The sequence below is a fragment of the Acinetobacter nosocomialis NIPH 2119 genome (assembly GCF_000368085.1).
GTDB lineage: Bacteria > Pseudomonadota > Gammaproteobacteria > Pseudomonadales > Moraxellaceae > Acinetobacter > Acinetobacter nosocomialis.
The window spans coordinates 942,927-965,304 of record NZ_KB849239.1; the positions used below are offsets into that span (position 1 = coordinate 942,927).

At 39.7% G+C, this 22,378-nt stretch carries 22 protein-coding genes; 19 read left to right on the forward strand and 3 right to left on the reverse strand.

The genetic code is table 11. The features are described from left to right. The 15 genes from F984_RS08500 to F984_RS08570 all read left to right on the forward strand — a co-directional run. Nucleotides 1–729 (forward strand): acetyl-CoA C-acyltransferase (locus F984_RS08500; protein ID WP_004708529.1); only part of this gene is annotated, 729 nt, incomplete at its 5' end. A gap of 2 nt (nt 730–731) precedes the next feature. Next, nucleotides 732–2,087, forward strand: coding sequence for a 3-carboxy-cis,cis-muconate cycloisomerase (locus F984_RS08505; protein WP_004708531.1), 1,356 nt, complete (start codon nt 732–734; stop codon nt 2,085–2,087). After that, nucleotides 2,084–2,869, forward strand: coding sequence for a 3-oxoadipate enol-lactonase (gene pcaD, locus F984_RS08510; RefSeq protein WP_004708533.1), 786 nt, complete (start codon nt 2,084–2,086; stop codon nt 2,867–2,869). The genes F984_RS08505 and pcaD overlap by 4 nt, the downstream gene beginning before the upstream one ends. Nucleotides 2,870–2,911: 42 nt before the next feature. Continuing rightward, on the forward strand, nt 2,912–4,267 hold the full coding sequence (locus tag F984_RS08515) for a 4-hydroxybenzoate transporter PcaK (protein WP_004708536.1): 1,356 nt from the start codon (nt 2,912–2,914) through the stop codon (nt 4,265–4,267). Nucleotides 4,268–4,282: 15 nt separating this feature from the next. Next, nucleotides 4,283–4,696 (forward strand): 4-carboxymuconolactone decarboxylase, encoded by a 414-nt coding sequence (pcaC, locus tag F984_RS08520; RefSeq protein WP_000997505.1) that lies wholly within the window; start codon nt 4,283–4,285, stop codon nt 4,694–4,696. A 10-nt stretch (nt 4,697–4,706) separates the two neighbouring features. Continuing rightward, nucleotides 4,707–5,432, forward strand: a complete 726-nt coding sequence (pcaH, locus tag F984_RS08525) for a protocatechuate 3,4-dioxygenase subunit beta (protein WP_000077913.1) — start codon at nt 4,707–4,709, stop codon at nt 5,430–5,432. A gap of 14 nt (nt 5,433–5,446) precedes the next feature. After that, on the forward strand, nt 5,447–6,076 hold the full coding sequence (pcaG, locus tag F984_RS08530) for a protocatechuate 3,4-dioxygenase subunit alpha (RefSeq protein ID WP_004708539.1): 630 nt from the start codon (nt 5,447–5,449) through the stop codon (nt 6,074–6,076). A 69-nt stretch (nt 6,077–6,145) separates the two neighbouring features. Then, nucleotides 6,146–6,973 (forward strand): type I 3-dehydroquinate dehydratase, encoded by an 828-nt coding sequence (aroD, locus tag F984_RS08535; protein ID WP_080631616.1) that lies wholly within the window; start codon nt 6,146–6,148, stop codon nt 6,971–6,973. Between the two features lie 19 nt (nt 6,974–6,992). Next, nucleotides 6,993–8,444, forward strand: coding sequence for a NosD domain-containing protein (locus tag F984_RS08540; protein ID WP_004708543.1), 1,452 nt, complete (start codon nt 6,993–6,995; stop codon nt 8,442–8,444). A 60-nt stretch (nt 8,445–8,504) separates the two neighbouring features. Continuing rightward, on the forward strand, nt 8,505–9,824 hold the full coding sequence (locus F984_RS08545) for a carbohydrate porin (RefSeq protein WP_004708545.1): 1,320 nt from the start codon (nt 8,505–8,507) through the stop codon (nt 9,822–9,824). 82 nt (nt 9,825–9,906) lie between these two features. Next, complete coding sequence (locus F984_RS08550; RefSeq protein WP_002048874.1) at nt 9,907–12,336, forward strand: glucose/quinate/shikimate family membrane-bound PQQ-dependent dehydrogenase; 2,430 nt, start codon at nt 9,907–9,909, stop codon at nt 12,334–12,336. Nucleotides 12,337–12,967: 631 nt separating this feature from the next. After that, the gene (locus tag F984_RS08555) at nt 12,968–13,435 is read left to right on the forward strand and encodes a DUF6438 domain-containing protein (protein ID WP_002048825.1); all 468 of its coding nucleotides are present in this window, start codon (nt 12,968–12,970) and stop codon (nt 13,433–13,435) included. A gap of 135 nt (nt 13,436–13,570) precedes the next feature. Next, entirely contained in the window at nt 13,571–13,984 is a 414-nt protein-coding gene (locus F984_RS08560) for a YeeE/YedE family protein (RefSeq protein ID WP_004708549.1), read from the forward strand. A gap of 4 nt (nt 13,985–13,988) precedes the next feature. After that, entirely contained in the window at nt 13,989–14,402 is a 414-nt protein-coding gene (locus tag F984_RS08565; protein WP_002048828.1) for a DUF6691 family protein, read from the forward strand. 4 nt (nt 14,403–14,406) lie between these two features. Next, nucleotides 14,407–15,273, forward strand: coding sequence for an MBL fold metallo-hydrolase (locus F984_RS08570; protein WP_004708553.1), 867 nt, complete (start codon nt 14,407–14,409; stop codon nt 15,271–15,273). Nucleotides 15,274–15,363: 90 nt separating this feature from the next. On the opposite strand, the gene pcaU is transcribed toward F984_RS08570, so the two are convergent. Together pcaU and F984_RS08580 are read right to left on the reverse strand one after the other, a co-directional pair. Further along, on the reverse strand, nt 15,364–16,176 hold the full coding sequence (pcaU, locus tag F984_RS08575) for an IclR family transcriptional regulator PcaU (protein ID WP_000030961.1): 813 nt from the start codon (nt 16,174–16,176) through the stop codon (nt 15,364–15,366). 42 nt (nt 16,177–16,218) lie between these two features. Continuing rightward, the gene (locus F984_RS08580; protein WP_004708556.1) at nt 16,219–17,139 is read right to left on the reverse strand and encodes a LysR family transcriptional regulator; all 921 of its coding nucleotides are present in this window, start codon (nt 17,137–17,139) and stop codon (nt 16,219–16,221) included. A gap of 88 nt (nt 17,140–17,227) precedes the next feature. On the opposite strand from F984_RS08580, the gene F984_RS08585 reads away from it, so the two are divergent. Genes F984_RS08585 through F984_RS08600 form a run of 4 tightly spaced genes read left to right on the forward strand, consistent with a single transcriptional unit; the run spans nt 17,228 to nt 21,065 of the window. After that, nucleotides 17,228–18,469 carry an acyl-CoA dehydrogenase family protein gene (locus tag F984_RS08585; RefSeq protein WP_004708558.1) on the forward strand — a complete coding sequence of 414 codons (1,242 nt, stop codon included), beginning with the start codon at nt 17,228–17,230 and terminating at the stop codon, nt 18,467–18,469. A 17-nt stretch (nt 18,470–18,486) separates the two neighbouring features. Next, a complete protein-coding gene (locus tag F984_RS08590) occupies nt 18,487–19,608 on the forward strand; it encodes a phosphotransferase family protein (protein ID WP_004708559.1) in 1,122 nt (373 codons plus the stop codon). Beyond that, nucleotides 19,605–20,303, forward strand: a complete 699-nt coding sequence (locus F984_RS08595) for a histidine phosphatase family protein (protein ID WP_004708561.1) — start codon at nt 19,605–19,607, stop codon at nt 20,301–20,303. Before F984_RS08590 ends, F984_RS08595 begins: the two co-directional genes overlap by 4 nt. 15 nt (nt 20,304–20,318) lie before the next feature. Next, entirely contained in the window at nt 20,319–21,065 is a 747-nt protein-coding gene (locus F984_RS08600; protein ID WP_004708563.1) for an SDR family oxidoreductase, read from the forward strand. A gap of 34 nt (nt 21,066–21,099) precedes the next feature. Here F984_RS08600 and F984_RS08605 read toward each other — a convergent pair whose 3' ends face one another. Next, complete coding sequence (locus F984_RS08605) at nt 21,100–22,356, reverse strand: OprD family outer membrane porin (protein WP_004708566.1); 1,257 nt, start codon at nt 22,354–22,356, stop codon at nt 21,100–21,102. Between the last annotated feature and the right edge of the window lie 22 nt (nt 22,357–22,378).

Genomic DNA, 22,378 nt, shown 5'->3' on the forward strand with positions numbered 1-22,378 from the left:
GTAGACACCATGCCCCAGACTGCCGAAAACGTGGCTGAACAGTTCAACGTTAATCGTGCAGATCAGGACCAGTTTGCCTTGGTGAGCCAACAACGCACCGCAAGCGCGCAAGCCAAAGGCTTTTTTTCTAAAGAAATCGTGGCAGTTGAAATCCCTCAGCGTAAGGGAGATGCTGTTGTGATTGATACCGATGAACATCCACGTGCATCCACCACACTTGAAGGTTTAAGCAAACTTAAACCAGTTGTAAAAGCAGAGGGTACAGTTACTGCGGGCAATGCTTCAGGTATTAATGATGGCGCAGCAGCATTGCTGATTGCTTCTGATGAGGCAGTTCAAGCTTATAACCTCAAACCACGTGCCAAGATCATTGCTTCAACAGCGGTGGGTGTAGAACCACGCATTATGGGTTTTGCTCCAGCACCAGCCATTAAAAAATTACTTAAACAAACCAACCTGACTTTAGAGCAAATGGATGTAATTGAGCTGAATGAAGCCTTTGCTGCACAGGCTTTGGCAGTGACTCGTGATTTAGATTTACCAGACAACTCTGACAAGGTAAATCCAAACGGTGGCGCCATTGCTTTGGGTCATCCGCTTGGTGCATCAGGTGCACGCCTCGTAACCACTGCCTTAAACCAGCTTGAGCAAACAGGCGGCCGTTATGCCTTGTGTTCGATGTGTATTGGTGTGGGACAAGGCATTGCTTTGATTATTGAGAGAGTCTAATCATGAGCCAGTTATATGCCAGCTTGTTTTACCAAAAAGACGTCACAGACATCTTTAGTGATTCATCTTTAATCGCATACATGATTCAGGTTGAAGTTGCGTTAGCCCAAGCTCAGGCACAAGTTGGCGTGATTCCTCAAAATGCAGCAAATACTATTGCTCAAGTAGGTGAGCAGGCGCTAGAAAAGTTTGATTTTTCGGCTTTGGCTGTCGCAACTGGCTTAGCTGGAAATATCGCAATTCCGTTTGTAAAGCAGCTTACGGCAATTGTTAAAGATATTGATGAAGATGCTTCCCGCTATGTACATTGGGGTGCAACCAGTCAGGATATTTTAGACACAGCTTGTATTTTGCAATGCCGTGATGCGTTGAGTGTTGTGGAAGCACACCTTCAACAGTGCTACACCACAGCATTACAACAAGCTAAACAATATCGCCATCAAGTCATGATTGGGCGTACATGGTTACAGCAAGCTTTACCTATTACTTTAGGGCATAAGCTTACTCGTTGGGCTTCTGCATTTAAACGTGATTTAGACCGTATACAAGCAATGAAATCACGTGTGCTCACTGCTCAGTTAGGCGGTGCTGTGGGTTCATTAGCTTCTTTGCAAGACCAAGGTTCGCTTGTGGTCAGCGCATTTGCGAAACAACTTAATCTGACTGTACCAACAAGTACATGGCATGGTGAGCGTGACCGTATTGTAGAAATTGCAAGTGTGCTTGGCATGATTGTCGGGAATACGGGCAAGATGGCACGCGACTGGTCACTCATGATGCAAACTGAAATTGCAGAGTTGTTTGAGCCAACTGCGAAGGGTCGTGGTGGTTCATCGACCATGCCGCATAAGCGTAATCCAGTTGCGGCAGCATCCGTATTAGCCGCGGCGAACCGTGTACCAGCGCTGATGTCTAGCATTTATCAAAGCATGGTACAGGAACATGAACGGAGTTTAGGTGCATGGCATGCAGAATGGTTAGCAGTTCCAGAAATCTTTCAGCTTTGTGCTGGAGCATTAAGCCGTACTAGTGAAGTTCTACAAGGTTTTGAAGTTAATGCTGAACATATGCAACAGAACCTTGAGTGTACCAACGGATTAATTATGGCAGAAGCTGTGATGATGGCACTTGCTCCCAAGATTGGCCGTTTAAATGCTCATCATTTAGTTGAAGCTGCATGTAAAACAGCGATAGCACAAAACCAGCATTTGTTTGATGTTGTTAGCCAACTAGATGAAGTAAAAGGACAGTTTAACCAGCAAGAAATACGAGATATTTTCAAACCAGAAAATTATTTAGGCAATATTCAGCAACAGATTGATGCGGTTTTGCAAGAAGCACAAGGAGAGTCAAAGTGAAACAGACTATTCGTAATCGTCAAGGAAAACAGTTAGCAGTTTATATAGATGGTCTAAAAGATGCGCCTGTGCTTGTGTTTTCTAATTCATTAGGAACAGACCACGGTATGTGGCAACCTCAGCTGAATGAATTAAAAAGTCATTTTAATGTCATTACATACGACACACGTGGTCATGGTGAAAGTGATGTAATTAGTGACACTACATTGCAAAACTTAGCTGAAGATGTTGTTGATATTTTAGATGCCTTGAATATTGAAAAAGCTCATTTTTGTGGCATTTCAATGGGTGGTATTACAGGACTGTGGTTAGGTATTCATCATCCAAATCGTTTTAATAGTATTACGGTTGCAAACTCGGCAGCCAAAATTGGTCAGACTGAAGCTTGGTTAAGTCGTGCTGAATCGGTAGAACAAAATGGTTTAGCTGAGCTGGTTAAAACCACACATACCCGCTGGTTCAGTGAAAAATTCGACTATCAACATAATATTGTTGCACAGACGACGATTCAAAGTCTGGCAAACACACCAGCACAAGGTTATGCCAATGCATGTCGTGCTTTAGCGTATGCCGATTTAAGAGATGAAATTGCACAAATTCAAATTCCAGTACTGCTGATTGCAGGAACAGAAGATCCGGTAACTACAGTAGCAGATGCCGAATTTATGCAGAAGGCAATTAAGAACAGTCAGTTAGCAAAACTCGAAGCATCACATCTTTCTAATATTGAGCAACCACAGAGATTTACTCAGGAATTGACTAGGTTTATTCAGCAAATCTAATCGCTTAGTAATTTAAAAGGAATTGGCCTTAAGGAGGCAAATATGGCGTCTCAGGATTACGCTACACCAAACAAAAGCATCGATGCTCAAGCACTGATTAATGATGTTCCACTTAGTAAATATCAATGGATGATCGCAATCATCTGTTTCTTAATTATTTTTACTGATGGTATTGATACAGCTGCGATGGGCTTTATTGCACCAGCATTGGCACAAGACTGGGGAATTGATCGTTCTCAGTTAGGACCGGTGATGAGTGCAGCACTTGGTGGAATGATTATTGGCGCTTTAGTTTCTGGTCCGACAGCGGACCGTTTCGGTCGAAAAGTTGTTTTAGCTGTGGCAATGCTTGTGTTCGGTGGTTTTACTTTGGCATCTGCTTATGCAACCAACTTGGATAGCCTTGTCGTTTTACGTTTTTTAACCGGTATTGGCCTTGGTGCAGCAATGCCAAATGCCACCACTTTATTTTCTGAGTACTGTCCAACCCGCATTCGCTCATTACTCGTGACATGTATGTTCTGTGGCTACAACTTGGGTATGGCTACTGGCGGTTTTATTAGCAGTTGGCTTATCCCTACCTACGGTTGGCATAGTTTATTTTTGCTCGGCGGCTGGTCACCTTTAATTTTAATGATTTTAGTGATTTTAGTGCTACCTGAGTCTTACCGCTTCTTAATCGTGAAAGGTAAGAATCCAGAAAAAGTTCGCAAAATTTTAAATCATATCGCGCCAACACAAATTCAGAATGCGACTGCATTTCACGTTCCTGAAGAAAAAACTGAAACAGCTCAAAAGAAAAATGTCTTTGGAATTATGTTTTCTAAGCCATATGCCAAAGGAACAATTTTACTTTGGGTAACTTACTTCATGGGACTCGTGGTTGTGTACTTGCTGACAAGCTGGTTACCAACACTTATGCGTGAAACAGGTGCTTCGATGGAGCGTGCTGCATTTATTGGAGGTTTGTTCCAGTTCGGCGGTGTGGTAAGCGCATTGTTCATTGGCTGGGCAATGGACAAATTCAACCCAAACCGAGTCATCGCCATTTTCTACTTTGCCGCAGGTCTATTTGCAATTGCGGTCGGTCAAAGCTTAGGCAACTCAACCTTACTTGCAGTATTAGTGCTTTGTGCGGGTATCGCCATTAATGGTGCGCAATCTTCGATGCCTGCGTTAAGTGCACGCTTCTATCCAACTCAGTGCCGTGCAACGGGTGTTTCTTGGATGACTGGTATTGGACGTTTTGGTGCGGTATTTGGTGCATGGATTGGTGCGGTGCTACTCGGTAATGATTGGTCATTCACCGCTATTCTCAGTTTATTACTAATTCCAGCGACTGCTGCGGCTGTTGCTGTATTTGTTAAATCACTTGTTGCGCATACCGATGCAACTTAATAGAGGTCTATCACAATGAATGATGAACAACGCTATAAACAAGGCATTGAAGTGCGGACTGAAGTTTTAGGTGAAAAGCATGTTGGTCGGTCTTTGCAAAACCTAAATGACTTTAACCAAGATTTTCAAAATTTTATTAGCCGTTACGCATGGGGTGAGGTGTGGTCGCGTCCGGGCTTGCCACGTCATACACGTAGTTTAGTGACTATCGCAATTTTATTGGCACTGGGCCGTGAAGATGAACTACGCATGCATTTACGTGCTTGTTTTAACAATGGTGTAACCAAAGAAGATTTAAAAGAGCTGATCTTACACAGTTCACTCTATGCAGGTTTACCTGCTGCAAACGCTGCAATGCACATGGCTGAAGAAGTCTTTAAAGAGTTGGGAATAGAAGTAAACCCAATTGCAGCGAAAGAACAGGATTAAGGAGATAAAGATGTCACAACATAGCTGGGGTGCCTACGCCCAACGTAATACAGATGATCATCCACCAGCATATACGCCAGGTTATAAAACAAGTGTATTGCGTTCGCCAAAAAATGCATTGATCTCTATTAACGAGACTTTAACTGAAGTTACTGCACCGCATTTTTCTTCAAATCTGTTTGGTCCAAAAGATAACGATTTGATTTTGAACTATGCCAAAGATGGTTTGCCAATTGGTGAGCGTGTCATTGTTCATGGCTATGTTCGTGATCAGTTTGGTCGTCCTGTAAAAAATGCACTTCTAGAAGTATGGCAAGCCAATGCTTCTGGTCGTTATCGTCATCCAAATGACAAGTTTATTGGTGCAATGGACCCTAACTTTGGTGGTTGTGGTCGTACCTTAACAGATGAAAACGGTTTTTATATTTTCCGTACCATTAAACCGGGTCCGTACCCATGGCGTAACCGTATTAATGAATGGCGTCCTGCCCATATTCATTTCTCATTAATTGCTGATGGTTGGGCGCAGCGTTTGATTTCGCAATTTTATTTTGAAGGCGACACGCTCATCGACACTTGCCCGATCTTAAAAACAATTCCTTCTGAAGATCAACGTCGTGCATTGATTGCACTAGAAGATAAAAACAACTTTATCGAAGCCGATAGCCGTTGTTACCGTTTCGACATCACTTTGCGTGGTCGTCGAGCGACTTACTTCGAAAATGAATTGACTTAATCGGGAGCACGAGCATGAATAACTGGAATTTTCAGGAATTAAAAGAAACTCCATCTCAAACAGGTGGTCCTTACGTTCATATTGGATTATTGCCACAACAAGCAAATATCGAAGTGTTTGAAAACAACTTTAATAACCAATTAGTACAAGACCAGACTCAAGGTGAACGTATTCGTCTTGAAGGTCAAGTGTTTGACGGGTTAGGTCTACCTTTACGTGATGTGCTTATCGAGATTTGGCAGGCCGATGCAAATGGTATCTACCCAAGTCATGCCGATACACGGGAGCAAAAAGCTGATCCTGCATTTCACGGCTGGGGTCGTACAGGTGCAGACTTTGAAACAGGCGTTTGGAGTTTCAATACGATTAAACCGGGCGCGACAGCAGGCCGTAAAGGCTCAACTCAGGCACCACATATTGCATTAGTCATTTTCGCTCGCGGTATTAACTTAGGTCTTCATACACGTGTTTATTTTGACGATGAAGCTGAGGCAAATGCTAACGACCCAATTCTAAATAGTATTGAATGGGCACCACGTCGCCAAACACTTATTGCGAAACGTTTTGAAGAAAATGGTGAGGTTGTTTACCGCTTCGATATTCGCATTCAAGGCGATGACGAAACTGTATTTTTTGATATTTAAGAAACACCTAAGGCTACACCTGATTATTCAAGGATGTGTGTAGCCTTTTTAAGGATGAACTCTATGAACATGAAAACATTATTAAGCCTAAGTTTGCTTGCAGTCCCGTTTTTTACAGCACAGGCAAATGCTGAACCTGTCGTTTTGGCTGCTCAAACACAACCTGCATCTACAGCTGTTAAAACGATTGTTCCGATTACTGCAAAAACCAAAGAACAAGCTCTGGCACAGGCTCAAGTGATTGCAAATACAGCAGATGCTGATTTGGCAGAGTTCCGTATCGATTTATTAAGCTTTGCAAGCGATACAAAACAAGTCATTGCCTTAGGTCATGAGTTGAAAAAGATTTTAGGCAACAAGCCATTGATTGCCACCATTCGTACGAAAAACGAAGGAGGTCAGCTTGAAATTAGTGATGCGGATTATGGTAAGACCTATCAAGCTTACTTAAAAAATCCGTTCATGGACTGGTTAGATGTTGAAATGTTCCGTGATCAAAAAGTAGTTTCAGAAATAGTTCAAAAAGCACATCAAAAGAAAGTGCTCGTTGTGATGTCTAATCACGACTTTCAAAAAACGCCAAGCGAAGATGAAATTGAAAAACGCTTGTTAAAACAAGATCAAATGGGTGCAGATATTCTCAAAATTGCTGTAATGCCTAAATCTAAACAAGACGTTTTCACTTTAATGAATGCAACTTTAAAAGTAAGTCAGCAAACCACTAAACCATTATTGACGATGTCGATGGGCCAATTAGGTACGATTTCTCGTGTTGCAACTGCCAATATGGGCGGAAGTTATAGCTTTGGCATGATTGGTCAAGCTTCTGCACCGGGTCAAATTGATGTGACTAAGCTCAAACAGATTTTACAAACCGTTCAACCAACAAACCCATAAATCATAAGGATATGATGAAATGACTACATTACGTTTAACTACTCTTGCATTAGGTTTGATGGTTTCAGGCATAGTTACGGCTCAAACTTATGTGGTTGACCGTTATCAAGACGATAGCAATAAAGGCTCTTTACGCTGGGCAATTGAACAAGCCAATACGAACCCAAGCGAAGCTAGCGATATCTTGATTCAAGCAGTAGGCAAAGCACCTTATGCAATTAAATTAAACAGCCCGCTTCCTGAAATTAAAGCACCTATCAAAATTATTGGAACCCAGTGGGATAAAACTGGTGAATACATTGCAATTGATGGTTCAAATTATATTAAAGGTGAAGGTGCAAAAGCTTGCCCGGGAGCAAATCCTGAGCAGTATGGCACCAATGTACGTACTATGACTTTACCGGGTTTTGTACTACGTGATGTCAATAACGTGACTTTAAAAGGTCTAGATATCCACCGGTTCTGCATTGGCGTATTGGTTAACCGTTCAAGCAATAACCTCATTCAACACAACCGTATTAGTAATAACTATGGTGGAGCTGGGGTCATGATCACGGGCGATGATGGTAAAGGCAATCCAACTGCAACCACGACTAATAACAACAAAGTTTTAGATAACATTTTCCAAGACAATGGTGATGGTTTAGAACTAACACGTGGTGCAGCATTTAACCTGATTGCAAATAACCATTTTGTTTCTACCAAAGTAAATCCAGAGCCATCACAAGGTATTGAAATCTTGTGGGGCAATGACAATGCTGTAGTTGGAAACAAGTTTGAAAATTATTCGGATGGCTTACAGATTAACTGGGGTAAGCGTAACTATATTGCCTACAACGAAATGACCAATAACTCGATTGGTTTTAACATGACGGGTGATGGCAATATTCTTGATAGCAATAAAGTGCATGGCAATCGTATTGGTGTTGCCATTCGCTCAGAAAAAGATGCAAATGCAAGAATTACACTGACTAAAAACCTAATTTGGGACAACGGTAAAGATATTAAACGCTGCGAAGCAGGTGGTTCATGTGTACCAAATCAGCGTTTAGGTGCAATTGTATTTGGAGTTCCTGCGCTTGAGCATGAAGGATTTGTTGGTTCTCGTGGTGGTGGTGTGGTGATTGAGCCATCTAAACTACAAAAAACATGTACTCAGCCAAATGAACAAGGTTGTAATGCTCAGCCGAATCAGGGTATTAAAGCACCTAAGTTAACAGCAAATAAAGGTTCAGTTAATATAGAGGTAAATGGTTTACCAAACCAACGTTACCAAGTTGAGTTTTTTGGCAACCAGAGTGCGACATCAAAAGAAGCTGAGCAGTATTTAGGGACTATAACAGTTGCGACAGACGCACAAGGCAACGCAAAAGCCAATTGGAAGCCAACAGTCAAAGTTGCCTCAATTACAGCAAATGTAACGGATCACTTTGGTGCAACTTCTGAGCTTGGGTTTGTGCAAGTTAAATAACAAAAAATAAAGCGCCTCAAAACAGGGGGCGCATTTTAGAAAAGATAAAAGGGACTTGAAATGCCAAACGTAATGAAACTGAGTGTATTAACAATTGCTGTATTAGGTAGCCAATTTGCACTTGCGAATGAGCCGTGGTCACAAGACCGCCAATGGTTATTGGGTGACTGGAATGGTGAGCGTCAACAATTAGAGCAACAGGGTTATAAATTTACAGCTTCTATCATGAGCCAAGCTGCCACAAATTTAGATGGTGGGTATAACGACAGCAATACTTTTGAGAATGCTGCGCAGCTTTCTTTGGGTGCAACTTTCGATTTAGACAAAATTGCTGGATGGAAAGATACAACCGCAAGCTTAGTTGTGACTAAACGTGACGGTAATGCGCTTACTTTAGAGCGTATTAAAGACCCACGCTCTAGCCAACTTGGTAACGCACAAGAGATTTATGGTCGTGGCAAAATCTGGCGTTTATCTCAAGCATGGATAAAAAAAGGCTTTGCTGATAATACCGTACAAGTCAAAGTTGGTCGTATGGGAATGTCAGAGGACTTTAATAGTTCTCAATGTGAGTTTCAGAACTTATTGCTTTGTGGTGGGCAGTTAGGAAAATCAATTGGTTCAATTTGGTATAACTCACCAGTTGGTGTTTGGGCTGCAAATGTTAAATATCAGTTTGCACCTGAGTGGACTTTAGGTGTTGGCGTGTATGAGGTCAATCCAGACAATATTAAAACCGAATCAAACAGTGATGGTTTTAATCTGGATATGAATAACGTCAAGGGCGCTACTATACCGGTTGAACTTGCATGGAAACCAAAACTTGCTGCTTTCAATGGTTTACCGGGTGAATATAAAGTAGGTGCACTTTACTCAACCGCAGAAGCAAATGATATTAAAACTGCAGGTAAAGTTCATGACGGAAAACAAAGCTTCTGGATTAATGCGCAGCAACAACTTAGCCATGCCGGCCAAGATCCGAAACGCGGTTTATATGTAAGTTTTAATGGCGTTGTAAATGATAAAGCAACGACCTTTGTACAAAGTACACAACAACTTGCACTTTGGTATAAGGGCCCATTTGACAGCCGACCAAATGATTCAATTGGTTTTGGTATTGCCAATTATGTCGTTAATGACCGTGCTAAAGATAAGCAGATCGCGACAAATGAAAGCCGTGGATATTATAGCTATGATCCGATCGCATCTAACTATATTCCAATTCAGGACGACGAACTAAACGTTGAATTGAACTATACCTATCAATGGTCTCCGGCCGTCATGCTGCGACCAAATATTCAATATATCCATCAACCTGCTGGTGTAAAAGAAGTTGATGATGCTTGGGTGGCGGGCCTGAGTGTAAAAGTTAATTTTTAACAATATTGATGGCTGGTTAGACATAGTTTAACTGGCCCAAATGCTTGAACTATTTGTGTTCAGTATATGTGGAGTAGGATCTATGTCTGAGTCAGATTCTAAGTTTCATATCTTATTCAAAATATGGTGTTTTATTTTAGGTCTAGTTTTATTGGCTACCGGTGTTTTTTACATTGTAGGTGGTGGAAAACTAGTATCACTCGGCGGTTCTTGGTATTTCCTTATCTCAGGACTGTTTATAACCATTTCGGCAATTAGTATCTTCCGTAAAAAAGCACTTGGTGTCTGGATTTTTGCAGTTGTTTTTATCGGTACGGTAATTTGGTCACTGATTGACGCTGGATGGGAATTTTGGCCGTTATTCTCGCGCTTAATGTTTCCTGCTGGTCTTTTTGCTGCGTTGTTATTTACCTTACCTTCAATTCGACGTTACCAATTTCAAAATGGTTCAGCATCTTCAGCATATGCTGTTGGTGGACTAGTTGTTGTTGGTATGTTGATTGCGCTTTACCAAATGTTTCAACCGCACCCGACAGTAGCAAGCTCAGGTCAAAAGCTACCTTTAGTGCCAGTTGACCCTGCTAAAAAACAGGTGAATTGGGAAAATTATGGTAATGATTCTGGCGGTAGTCGTTTCGTTGCTCTCGATCAAATTAATCGAGATAACGTTCATAAGTTAAAAGAAGCATGGCGCTTTAGAACAGGTGATTTTACAACGGGTAGCGGTAATGGTGCTGAAGACCAAATGACCCCACTACAAGTTGGAAATAAAGTCTTTTTATGTACGCCGCATAACAATATTTTTGCAATAGATGCTGATTCGGGTAAACAGCTTTGGAAAGCTGAGGTGAACTCTAAAGCCGATGCTTGGGAGCGTTGCCGTGGTGTTGCATACTTTGATTCAACAAAAACGCTTGTACAACCAACTTTAGCTGGTGCAACTCCGGTCACTACTGTTGCGGCCAACACAGCATGTCCACGCCGTGTATATACCAATACTCCCGATGCTCGTTTAATTGCAGTCAATGCAGATACTGGTGAACGTTGTGCTGACTTTGGTGTGAATGGAACAGTTAACCTGCTCGAAGGCTTAGGGGATGGAACAAAAGCTCCACGTTTTGAAGTGACTTCTGCACCAACGATAGCAGGTACTACTATTGTAGTCGGCAGCCGTATCGCAGATAACGTGGCAGCAGATATGCCGGGTGGCGTAATCCGTGGTTATGATGTGATTACAGGTAAACTCCGCTGGGCATTTGACCCACGTAACCCTGATCCTAACCATGTTCTAAAACCAGGTGAAACGTATAAACGTAGTTCGGCAAACTCTTGGGCCGCTATGTCGTATGACCCACAAATGAATACAGTGTTCTTACCTATGGGGAGTTCATCTGTTGATATTTGGGGTGGTAACCGTAACCCTTTAGATCACAAATACAATACTTCTGTGTTGGCACTCGATGCGACAACGGGTAAAGAAAAGTGGGTATATCAAACTGTTCATAATGACTTATGGGACTTTGATTTACCAATGCAACCAAGTCTAGTCGACTTTCCATTAAAAGATGGTACGACTAAGCCAGCTGTTGTGATTGGAACTAAATCAGGCCAATTCTTTGTTCTTGACCGTGTAACTGGTAAACCACTTACTAAAGTGATTGAACAGCCAGTGAAAGCTGCGAATATTCCGGGTGAGCAATATAGTTTAACTCAACCACGTTCAGTTGAAATGCCTCAAATTGGTAATCAGACTTTAACTGAGTCAGATATGTGGGGTGCTACACCGTTTGATCAGCTCATGTGCCGTATTAACTTTAAGTCAATGCGTTACGAAGGTTTATTTACTGCACCGGGTACTGATGTTTCATTAAGTTTTCCTGGTTCTTTAGGTGGCATGAACTGGGGAAGTATTGCTTTTGACCCGACTCATCGTTACATGTTCGTAAACGACATGCGTCTTGGTTTATGGGTTCAACTCATTAAACAAACCCCTGAAGATATTAAGATTCAGGCGAGTGGCGGTGAAAAAGTAAATACAGGTATGGGGGCTGTACCAATGAAAGGTACACCATATAAAGTAAATAAAAACCGCTTTATGTCTGCTTTAAGTATTCCATGTCAAAAACCACCATTTGGTACCATGACTGCAATTGATATGAAAACTCGTCAGGTTGCATGGCAAGTACCACTTGGCACAGTTGAAGACACTGGACCTTTAGGTATTAAGATGGGCTTAAAAGCACCGATCGGTATGCCGACTATTGGTGGACCGATGGCAACTCAAGGTGGTTTAGTCTTCTTTGCTGCAACTCAAGATTACTACTTGCGTGCTTTTGATTCATCTACAGGTAAAGAGCTGTGGAAGTCACGTATGCCAGTAGGTAGCCAAGGTACACCAATCAGCTATGTCTCACCTAAAACAGGTAAACAGTATGTAGTGGTTACCGCGGGTGGTGCACGTCAGTCTCCAGACCATGGTGATTATGTGATCGCATATAGTTTAGAGAAGTAATTAAAGAGGGCAAAAGGATAAATTTTCTTTTGCCCTTATTTTTTTTAATATCTTTTTTCTATTAGAGTGTTTGCGGAAATTCTATAATTTTAGTGAGATAGCTTTACCAAATAGTAAAAAAGTGCTTGAAGTTATTGCTAAACTTAAAATATACCTATAAATGTTTTATTCTGAACGCTAGAGATAGCCGAACTATTAAGCATTTTTTATAATGTTTTACCTATAAATAAGATTAATAAGTTTATTAAGTTTTGTTTAACTTAAGATTGTGAATTTTAATTAAAAATAAACATTATTAGCTTTTTAGGCTTGAAAAACATGTTTTTTTTGTTGGAAAAACAAGCGTAAATATATACTTATATTATATTTAAATAATGTATTGCATTACTATAGAATGGTTGGCGCAGGTTATTACTACCCAGTAATAATTTGTATTTCAGGAATTTAAGCTTTAATTGGCTTAAGGCTCATCGAAAGATGGGCCTTTTTTTATGTGCTTTGTATTACAATTTCTTTATAAAATTAAAAATAGCCTAAGTCTTATTAAATAAAGATATGAAAAATGAGTCTTTAATGACAATTTGGATCTGATTTGTTAGATTAAAGCCACTTGATAATAATAGGTGATGTAATGAGATTTTTAGTTCTTGCAACTTTATCCGGTTTGGCTTTAATGGGTTGTGCTTCTGTTCAGCAAGCACCTAATACACAAGAAACCATTCGTTATGCTTCTAGTCCATGTTTCGGTGCATGTCCAATTTATTCAGTAGAAGTGGCGCCTACAGGCTTAATTCGTTTTGAAGGTAAACAATATACAAAAACACTTGGTGTTAAAGAAATCCAAGGTAGCGTAAAAGATTATCAAAAACTTGCTGATGAATTAAAAACTTATCGTCCACAAACAGGAACTCAATCTAAAACTGCGGGTTGCCAGCAAACTGCAACTGACATGTCTAGCTATTACATTACTTGGATTCAACCAAATGGTACAGAAACAAAATTAAGCCATTACACAGGTTGTATCTCTCCAGCAAATAATAGATTAAATAAAGTTATGGAAAAGTTACCTGAACAATTAGGCATTAAAGATCTAATTTAATGATAAAAGCCCCAAAATCTTGGGGCTTTTTCTTGTTAAGAAGAATTATAGACTTAAAAGTTTTATATTAAGTATTTCTAAAAGAATCAGCGTATAATACAGATTACAAAAACATATATTGTTAAGAGTAGCTATATGTCAAATATTGTCTATGCTTTTTTTGGTGGTTTATTACTCGGCATCGCAACAGTTGGATATTTATATATAAATGGTCGTATAGCCGGAATTAGTGGTTTGATGGCACAACTTATTAGACCAACTAAAGATACTTTTAAAAGTTCTGCATTCTGGTTTATTGCAGGACTCGTAATTACGCCTTTCATATACAGTTATTTTTATCAGCCCGACATTGAAATTAAAGCCAATTCATTTGCACTTATTCTGGCAGGGTTACTTGTTGGTTTTGGAACACGGCTAGGCTCTGGATGTACAAGTGGTCATGGTATTTGTGGTATGAGTCGGCTCTCAAAACGCTCAATAATAGCGACAGCAGTTTTTATGTTTGCTGGCATGTTAACCGTTTATATCATTCGCCATGTGTTGGGGTAATCTTATGAAAAATGTCTTTGCTTTTATATTTGGTGGTTTGTTTTCATTGGGGTTAATGATTTCTGGTATGTCTAACCCTGCAAAGGTTTTAGGGTTTCTAGATATTTTTGGGCAATGGGATATTAGCTTAATGTTTGTGATGCTAGGTGCAATTGCTGTGGCATTTATTCCGTTTCAAAGGGCTATTAAAAAACCAAAAACGATTTTTAATGAACAAATTCAATTACCAACGAATACACAGATTGACCAAAGGTTAATTGTAGGCGCTTTTATTTTCGGTATAGGCTGGGGAATAGCAGGTATATGTCCAGCGCCTGCCTTAACTCTTGTTGGATTAGGACATTTTGAAGCACTTTATTTTATTGTCGCGATGTTAGTAGGAATGTTTATTTTCCGAATTTTAAATAAAGGAAATTAAAGATATGCAACAACCTCTAGTAAAAGATTTTTTTGATGAAAATACCAATACTTTTAGCTATGTTGTTGCGGATTTAGCGACTCGTCAATGCGCCATTATTGATAGTGTGCTTGACTATGATCCCGCGTCGGCCACTACAAAAACGACTAATGCTGATTTAATTATTGATTATGTCTTGGCGCAAAACTTCAAAGTACAATGGATTTTAGAAACCCATGTACATGCCGACCATATGACTGCGGCTCAATATTTAAAATCTAAATTGGGTGGTACAGTTGCGATTAGTCAAAAAATCTCAGTTGTACAAGAAACATTTTCGGCTATTTATAATTTTGATTTTAAGAAATTTAATGAAAATCAGCCCTTTGACTATTTATTTGAAGATTATGAACATTTCAAAATAGGGGAGATAGAAGCCTATAACATTCCTACACCAGGGCATACACCCGCTTGCTTAAGCTATGTGATCAGTGATGCTGTTTTTGTAGGTGATACTTTATTCATGCCTGATTATGGTTCGGCCAGATGCGACTTTCCTAAAGGAAGTGCTGCTGCACTTTATGATTCGGTACAAAAACTTTACACACTTCCCGACGATATGCGTATGTTTTTATGTCATGACTATAAGCCCGAAGGTCGTGATGAATATGTCTGTCAAACTGATATAAAAACTCAAAAACAAAGCAATATCCATTTAAATCGACGAGTTTCCAAAGATTCATTCATAAAAATGCGTCAGGAAAGAGATGCGACTTTGGCAATGCCAAAATTAATTCTGCCTTCAATTCAAATTAATATGAACGGTGGAAATTTTCCGGAACCTGAAGCAAATGGTATCCGCTATTTAAAAATCCCATTTAATTACTTTTAGAAATAGCCTAAGCATTCATTCCGATCATTTTAAGTTTACAAATAGCCTAAGCAAATAAGATTAATTTTATGAAAATAGCCTAAGTAAGATTTAAAGGACTTGTCTTAAATCCCGCGCAGTCTCTTGCAATAGCGGCAGAATATGTTGAATTAAATATTCTTCAGTTGTTCTCATGGTTGGAGAGACAATATTTAAAGCAGCCACCACTTTAAAGTCTTGTCCATAAATCGGTACGGCGAGCGCATGAACACCTAATTCGTGTTCTTCACGTGAATAACACCAATCTTGTTCTCGGATTTCTTTTAGTAACTCTAAAAATTTATCATTTTCGACATGCGTATATTTAGTTAAACGCTGAAGTGGATATTTTTGGAGCCAGTCCAATTGTTCTTCTTGGCTTAAATGTGCCAGTAAAATTTTACCCGCCGAGGTTGCATGAGCAGGTAAGCGGTTACCCAAGTGCAAACCATATGGATTTACACGGTCAGTTTGTTGGTGAGCAGCACTACGGGCAATAGTAATGGCTTCATAACCATCAAGTACCATCACCGAATAAATGAGAGAGGTTTGGTTAGTTAGAAGATTTAATAAAGGTTGAGATACTTTTGGAAGCTGAGCTGCACCTAAATAAGCTCCTGAAAATTTAAGTACTTTTGGAGTTAAATAGTAATAGTGGCCATCTGACTCAAGATACCCTAAATATTCTAAAGTTAATAAGTGACGTCTTGCTGCTGCTCGGGTGAGTCCGGTTTTTTCAGCCGCCATAGAAATATTTAAACGATGTTGATTACTACTAAAGCTATCTAAAATCGCCATGCCTTTACCAATGCCAGCAATGTAATCTTCATGACGAATCGTTTTTTTGTTGTCCTGATTCTGGATTATCCGTTCATCTTTACTCATTACTGGTCCTTGTACGATAGAAGCTTAGTAGATCAATTTGCTTTACTGAAAAAGTTTAATAATTTCATGTCGCAAAAATTGATGCCTTAAATTATCCCTCAAATCTTCATGCCAAAACATACCCATTTTAATATTGGTCATCTCAAAAGGCAGAGAATGTAGGTGAATATCAGGGCTATAAGATAAATGCTGCAAAATCATACGAGGCATAGTGAGTATTGCGTCGGCTTGAGTTCCTAGAACTTGTAACGCCGTTGAATAATTTTGACAGCGCATAAATACATTTCTAGAGATTTTTTGGTATTGGTTTAAATAAATATCTTCAAGTAAAGCACCTGTACGGCGTGATGAAACACCAATGTGTCTACCACTAATGTAGCTAGATAAATCGACTTCTTTAAGTTGACTACAAATGATGAATTCATCTGTGACCAGAAGATCAAAGGTAATTTTTGGAGACAAGTATTGTTCTAGGTCAATCACGAAATCGAGCTGTTGTGTAGCCAAGTCCGCCATAATATGTTTTCGATCTAGTTTCATACTGACAAACTGCAAATCTAAATTAAGATTTTGAAAATGTTGAGCCAATCTTGGAAGAATAATTGGCTCAATTTCGTCATGCACGGCGATTTTTAAGTTTTTTAAGCTTGTTGGATCAAAGACATGTTTTTGCTGGCTAATATTTTGAATCGTTAAAAGTGCTTGCTTCACAGTTGGATAAATTTGTTCTGCAAAAGGCGTTGCAGACATTTTATTACCTACACGTATAAATACATCATCTTCAAGTTGCTGGCGTAAACGCTGCAAAGCATGACTTGCTGCCGATTGTGTAATATTGAGACTACTGGCCGCATTTGAAATACTTTTTTGCTCATAAATCGCGATAAAAAGCGGATATAAATTGATATCAATTCGGTGAAAAAAACTTAAGTCTAGACCATGTAGGTTATGAATATTATTCATGAGACATTATTTAATAAAATCATTTCATTCATATTAAGTTTCAAGTTATGTTGATGTAAAGACCAGATAATGATGTAAAGGAAAAAGAATGTTTGAACTCTCAAAAAAAGCTCAGGATTTTGCTGAGCGAACTAAAAAATTTATGCAAGAAGAAATAGAACCTGTCGAAGCAAAATTTTGGGAAGAAGTTCATGAGTTAAATCCAGATGGAAACTGGAAAAAATGGCAGTGGCCCGAGCTTTTAGAAACTCTAAAATCTAAAGCCAAACAAGCTGGTCTTTGGAATATGTTTTTACCCGATGAAAAGCTAGGTGCTGGGTTAACTGTTCAAGAATATGCACATATTGCTGAATTGACTGGCCGCAGTTTATTGGCACCAACCGTTTTTAACTGTAATGCACCAGATACGGGAAATATGGAGGTGTTATGGCGCTATGGCAGTGAACAGCAAAAACAACAATGGTTACAGCCTTTATTGGACGGAAAAATTCGCTCTGTTTTTTGTATGACTGAACCAGATGTTGCGTCAAGTGATGCAACCAATATGCAAGCGACTGCACTCATCGAAGGAAATGAAATTGTTTTAAATGGCAAAAAATGGTGGTCGTCTGGTTTAGGTGATCCAAATGCCAAAGTCATTATTTTTATGGCGCATACCCCAGATGAAACCAAAGATCGCCATCACCAACATTCTATGGTTTTAGTACCGATTGATACGGCGGGTGTTGAAATTCAGCGTATGTTACCTGTGTTTGGTGACTATGATGCACCACATGGACATGGTGAGGTTCACTTTAACAATGTTCGAGTACCTCTTGAAAACTTTATTGGTGGTGCAGGCCAAGGTTTTGAAATTGCACAAGGTCGCTTAGGCCCAGGACGTATTCACCATTGCATGCGCTGTATCGGAGCTGCTGAAAAAGCACTAGAACTTATGATTGATAGAGGTATGTCTAGAACGGCGTTTGGCAAAGAAATTTTAAAACTCGGCGGAAACCTCGAACGTGTAGCCGATGCGCGAGTAGCCATAGATCAAGCCAGACTTTTAACCTTGTATGCTGCTTATAAAATGGATACTTTAGGAAACATGGCCGCTTTAACAGAAATATCTGCAATTAAAGTTGTGGCTCCGAGCGTATTAGAAAAAGTAGTCGACATGGCAATTCAGCTACATGGCGGTGCAGGCGTTTCACGAGATACACCTTTAACAGGTTTCTTTGCTCAAGCACGCAGTTTACGTTTAGCTGATGGCCCGGATGAAGTGCATAAAGGCATGATTGCCAAATTAGAGTTGGCCAAACGTGGTTATGGTCGTCATAAGAAAGTATAAGTTTAAAGGAAGAGAATATGTCGGTAATTGATGTAGGCGGTGAAGTACGTGAAGGTGAAGAACTTGATATTGGGGCAGTTGAAAACTGGTTAAAGAACCAGGGTGTTGAGTTAGTTGGTCCCGCAGTCGTTACTCAATATACGGGCGGCGCGTCGAATTGGACTTATCGTTTAAAGTATGAAAATACGGATTTAATTTTACGACGTCCACCAAAAGGAACAAAAGCCAAGTCAGCCCACGATATGGCCCGTGAATATATGGTGCAGAAAAACCTTGCCCCTTATTATCCAGTTCTTCCTAAAATGGTAGCGCTTTGTCAGAATGAAACCGTTATTGGCTGTGATTTTTATGTCATGGAACGCATTGAAGGAATTATTCCTCGTGCAAAATTACCGCCTGAGCTTGGCTTTACTGAAGAAGATGTTCATGAGCTTTGTGTAAACGTTATTGATAAACTCATTGAGCTACATCAAGTTCCTTATGAGAACACACCTTTAGCTGAACTTGGCAAAGGTACAGGATATTGCCGTAGACAAGTTGAGGGTTGGGATAAACGTTATGAAAAAGTCCGCACAATCAACGTACCATCATTTAAATATGTCCGAAAATGGCTAAACGATAATATTCCTCAAGACTCTACAACTTGCATTATTCACAATGATTGGCGTTTTGATAATGTAATTTTAAATCCGGAACATCCAACAGAAGTGATTGGGGTGCTGGATTGGGAAATGGCAACTTTGGGTGATCCATTAATGGATTTAGGTAGTGCTTTAGCTTATTGGGTTGAGCCTACGGATAATATGATCTTCAGGTCAACACGCCGTCAGCCTACCCATTTAAAGGGAATGTTCTCTCGCAAAGAAGTCGTTGACTATTATTTGCAAAAAACTGGTCTGGAACCTCAAAACTGGACTTTTTATGAAGTCTTCGGTGTATTCCGTTTAGCAGTGATCGCTCAGCAAATCTATTACCGTTATTACCATAAACAGACCCGAAACCCTGCATTTAAAGATTTCTGGATCGTGATTCATGCACTACATATCAGAGCTTTAAAACTTATCGCGCAGCAAAAATTGCAAGAATCGGAATTTGCTCAGCAATCTCTACAAAAAATACAGGGTATTTTAAGAAGATGACCACAATTTATCTGGTAAGACATGGACAGGCATCATTTGGTAAAAGTAACTATGATGAGTTGTCTAAAAATGGTGAAGCTCAAGCGACTTTATTAGGCCAATATTTTAAGAAAATATTGAAAGAACAACCTTATATAGTTGCAGGAACTATGCAGCGCCATGAACAAACTGCACAGCTCGCACTAAAAGAATGTTTTCCAGATGCGGTAATCCATCATAATAATTTATGGAATGAGTTTAACCATCAACAGGTTTTTGCCCGTTATGAGCCACGTTTTGAACAGCCTGAACTGTTAAAAGCCGATATCGCAAAAGAGCATAACCCTCGCGCGTATCTTGCAAAAATATTTGAAGGTGCGATTGAACGATGGACCGACGGTGATTTTCATCATGAATATGATGAGTCTTGGCCGCATTTTAAAAGCAGAGTTGAAACAGCGCTACAGCAACTTTGTGATGAGTTGGCAAAAACCAAACCTCGTTATGCAGTCGTTTTTACCTCTGGTGGGGTGATTTCCGTAGCAATTGGCAAGCTGCTTGAACTGAGCGCCAATCGAACTTTTGCTTTGAATTGGGCAATTACCAATACAAGCCTCACCACTTTACGTTTAGTTGGCAACGAAGCTCAGGTTTTAAGTTTAAATGAACATCATTTTATAAAAGCTGAGCGTCCAGATTTACTGACATGGATTTAAAAATAAGGATAAAGCATGGCAAAGACAATTTTAATTACAGGTGCAAGTTCTGGTTTAGGTGCAGGTATGGCGCATGAATTTGCAGCCAAAGGTGGTTATAACTTGGCGATTTGTGCACGCCGTTTAGACCGACTAGAGTCCTTAAAAACCGAACTTGAAAATGAGTACGGTATTAAGGTAATTGCGAAAAGTCTGGACGTTACCAATTATGATCAGGTTTTTGAAGTTTTTCGTGCCTTTAAACAAGAGTTTGGCTATTTAGACCGAATTATTGTAAATGCCGGAGTCGGAAATGGCCGCCGTATTGGTAAAGGTAATTTTGAAATTAACAGAGCCACGGCTGAAACAAACTTTATCTCTGCTTTAGCGCAGTGTGAGGCAGCGATTGAAATTTTTAGAGCGCAAAATGCAGGTCATTTGGTGGTGATATCATCCATGAGTGCGATGCGTGGGTTACCAAAACACTTATCGACTTATGCAGCAAGCAAAGCTGCAGTTGCTCACTTGGCCGAAGGTATTCGCGCTGAGTTACTGGATACTCCAATTAAAGTCTCAACCATTTTTCCGGGTTACATTCGTACTGAATTGAACGAAGGTGCAAAACATTTACCTTTTGAAGTCGATGCCAAAACAGGGTGTAAAGCTTTAGTCAAAGCGATTGAAAAACAACCTGTCAAAGCGTATGTACCACAATGGCCATGGCTACCAATGAGTATTGCCATGAAAGTTTTGCCGTTAAAGTTGGTTAATAAATTAGGATAAAAAATACCCCCAAAATTTAGGGGGTAATTTTTATTTAGAATTTTTTGGTGTAATTGACAAATAAACGGTCTTCGCCAAAGTCATTGCCGTGTTTAACGTTGTAGTCAATACGAATATATTGCAGGGCAAAGCCTTTTAAGAAAGGCTGTTGAAATGCATAGTTCAAAATGATGTTTGATTCGATTTCATGGTTTTTCTCACCATTGGCTGCTTTAAAATCATGACCGTAAACATATTTCACCATCGCGTTTAAGCCGGGTACATAATCTTTAAAGTCATAGCCGTACATGACATGGTAAGACTTTTCATCTTCTTTGAAAAAGCCTGTGGCATTCCAGTTAATGAAATAGGTTTCTGGTAAGAAACCATCTGGTAGCGGGTAAGCCGACTCTCCAATAATTTGTTGGTAACCCAAACCAAAAGTATGATTTTTTACTTTAACAGTTTCAAGTAAGCCTATATTCTGGGCATCAATATTAAAAGTATTGCCGTCATCTTTCGCATTGAAGTATTTAAACTTAGAAGTGAGGGCAAAGTTAGGCTGTTTCCATGTATGTTCAAGCCCTACATAGTGTTTGTTATACAGATCTTCTAAATTACCAAAGTAATATTCACCTTTTAAAGACGGCGTGAATTGATAGCGCAAGTCAATATAATTTAAGCCATCAGATTCTTTAGTAATTCCATTGGATGTGAAAGAAAACTTTTTAAAGCCTTCTTCATTTCGTGGCGAGACTTTTTCAACTCGACCAATTTCGGCATAAAGTTGTTCTGAAAGTTGTGACTTAAGATTGGTTCCCCAATACGAAGTGAGTAACTGACGGCTAGCATCGACTGCTGTTACAGGTAAATCTAGCCAGAGTTCACCAACACTCAAAAGTGTTTTGTCATAACCTAGTTTTAAGGTCGCACCGTATTTTAGATAGTCAGATGCTTGAGATTGCGTTTCTTTATTAAAAGGCAAAACAGTATCTGCGACATGTTTGTCAGAACTTAAACGCACGGCGTATTGAACGGAAGCATCGGCCCCAATCGTAATCGGTTTATCTGCTATGACTAGCGGAGTGTCATGCATTTTCGATTTATAAAATAAAGATGCTGCCTGAGACCAACTACCGGTATCTTTAAGGGCGTCATTATCAAAATCGCGGTTGATATAGGCATTTTTTAAAGTGAATTTCCATTCATCTTCAGGTTGCTGATTTGGATTTGCAGCCCATGAGCTGCTATACATAAGTATTAAAGTGGCAACAGCTAAAGTATGTGGTTGAAAGCGGTGAAATAATTCCATAATCCATTTCCAAGATATATGC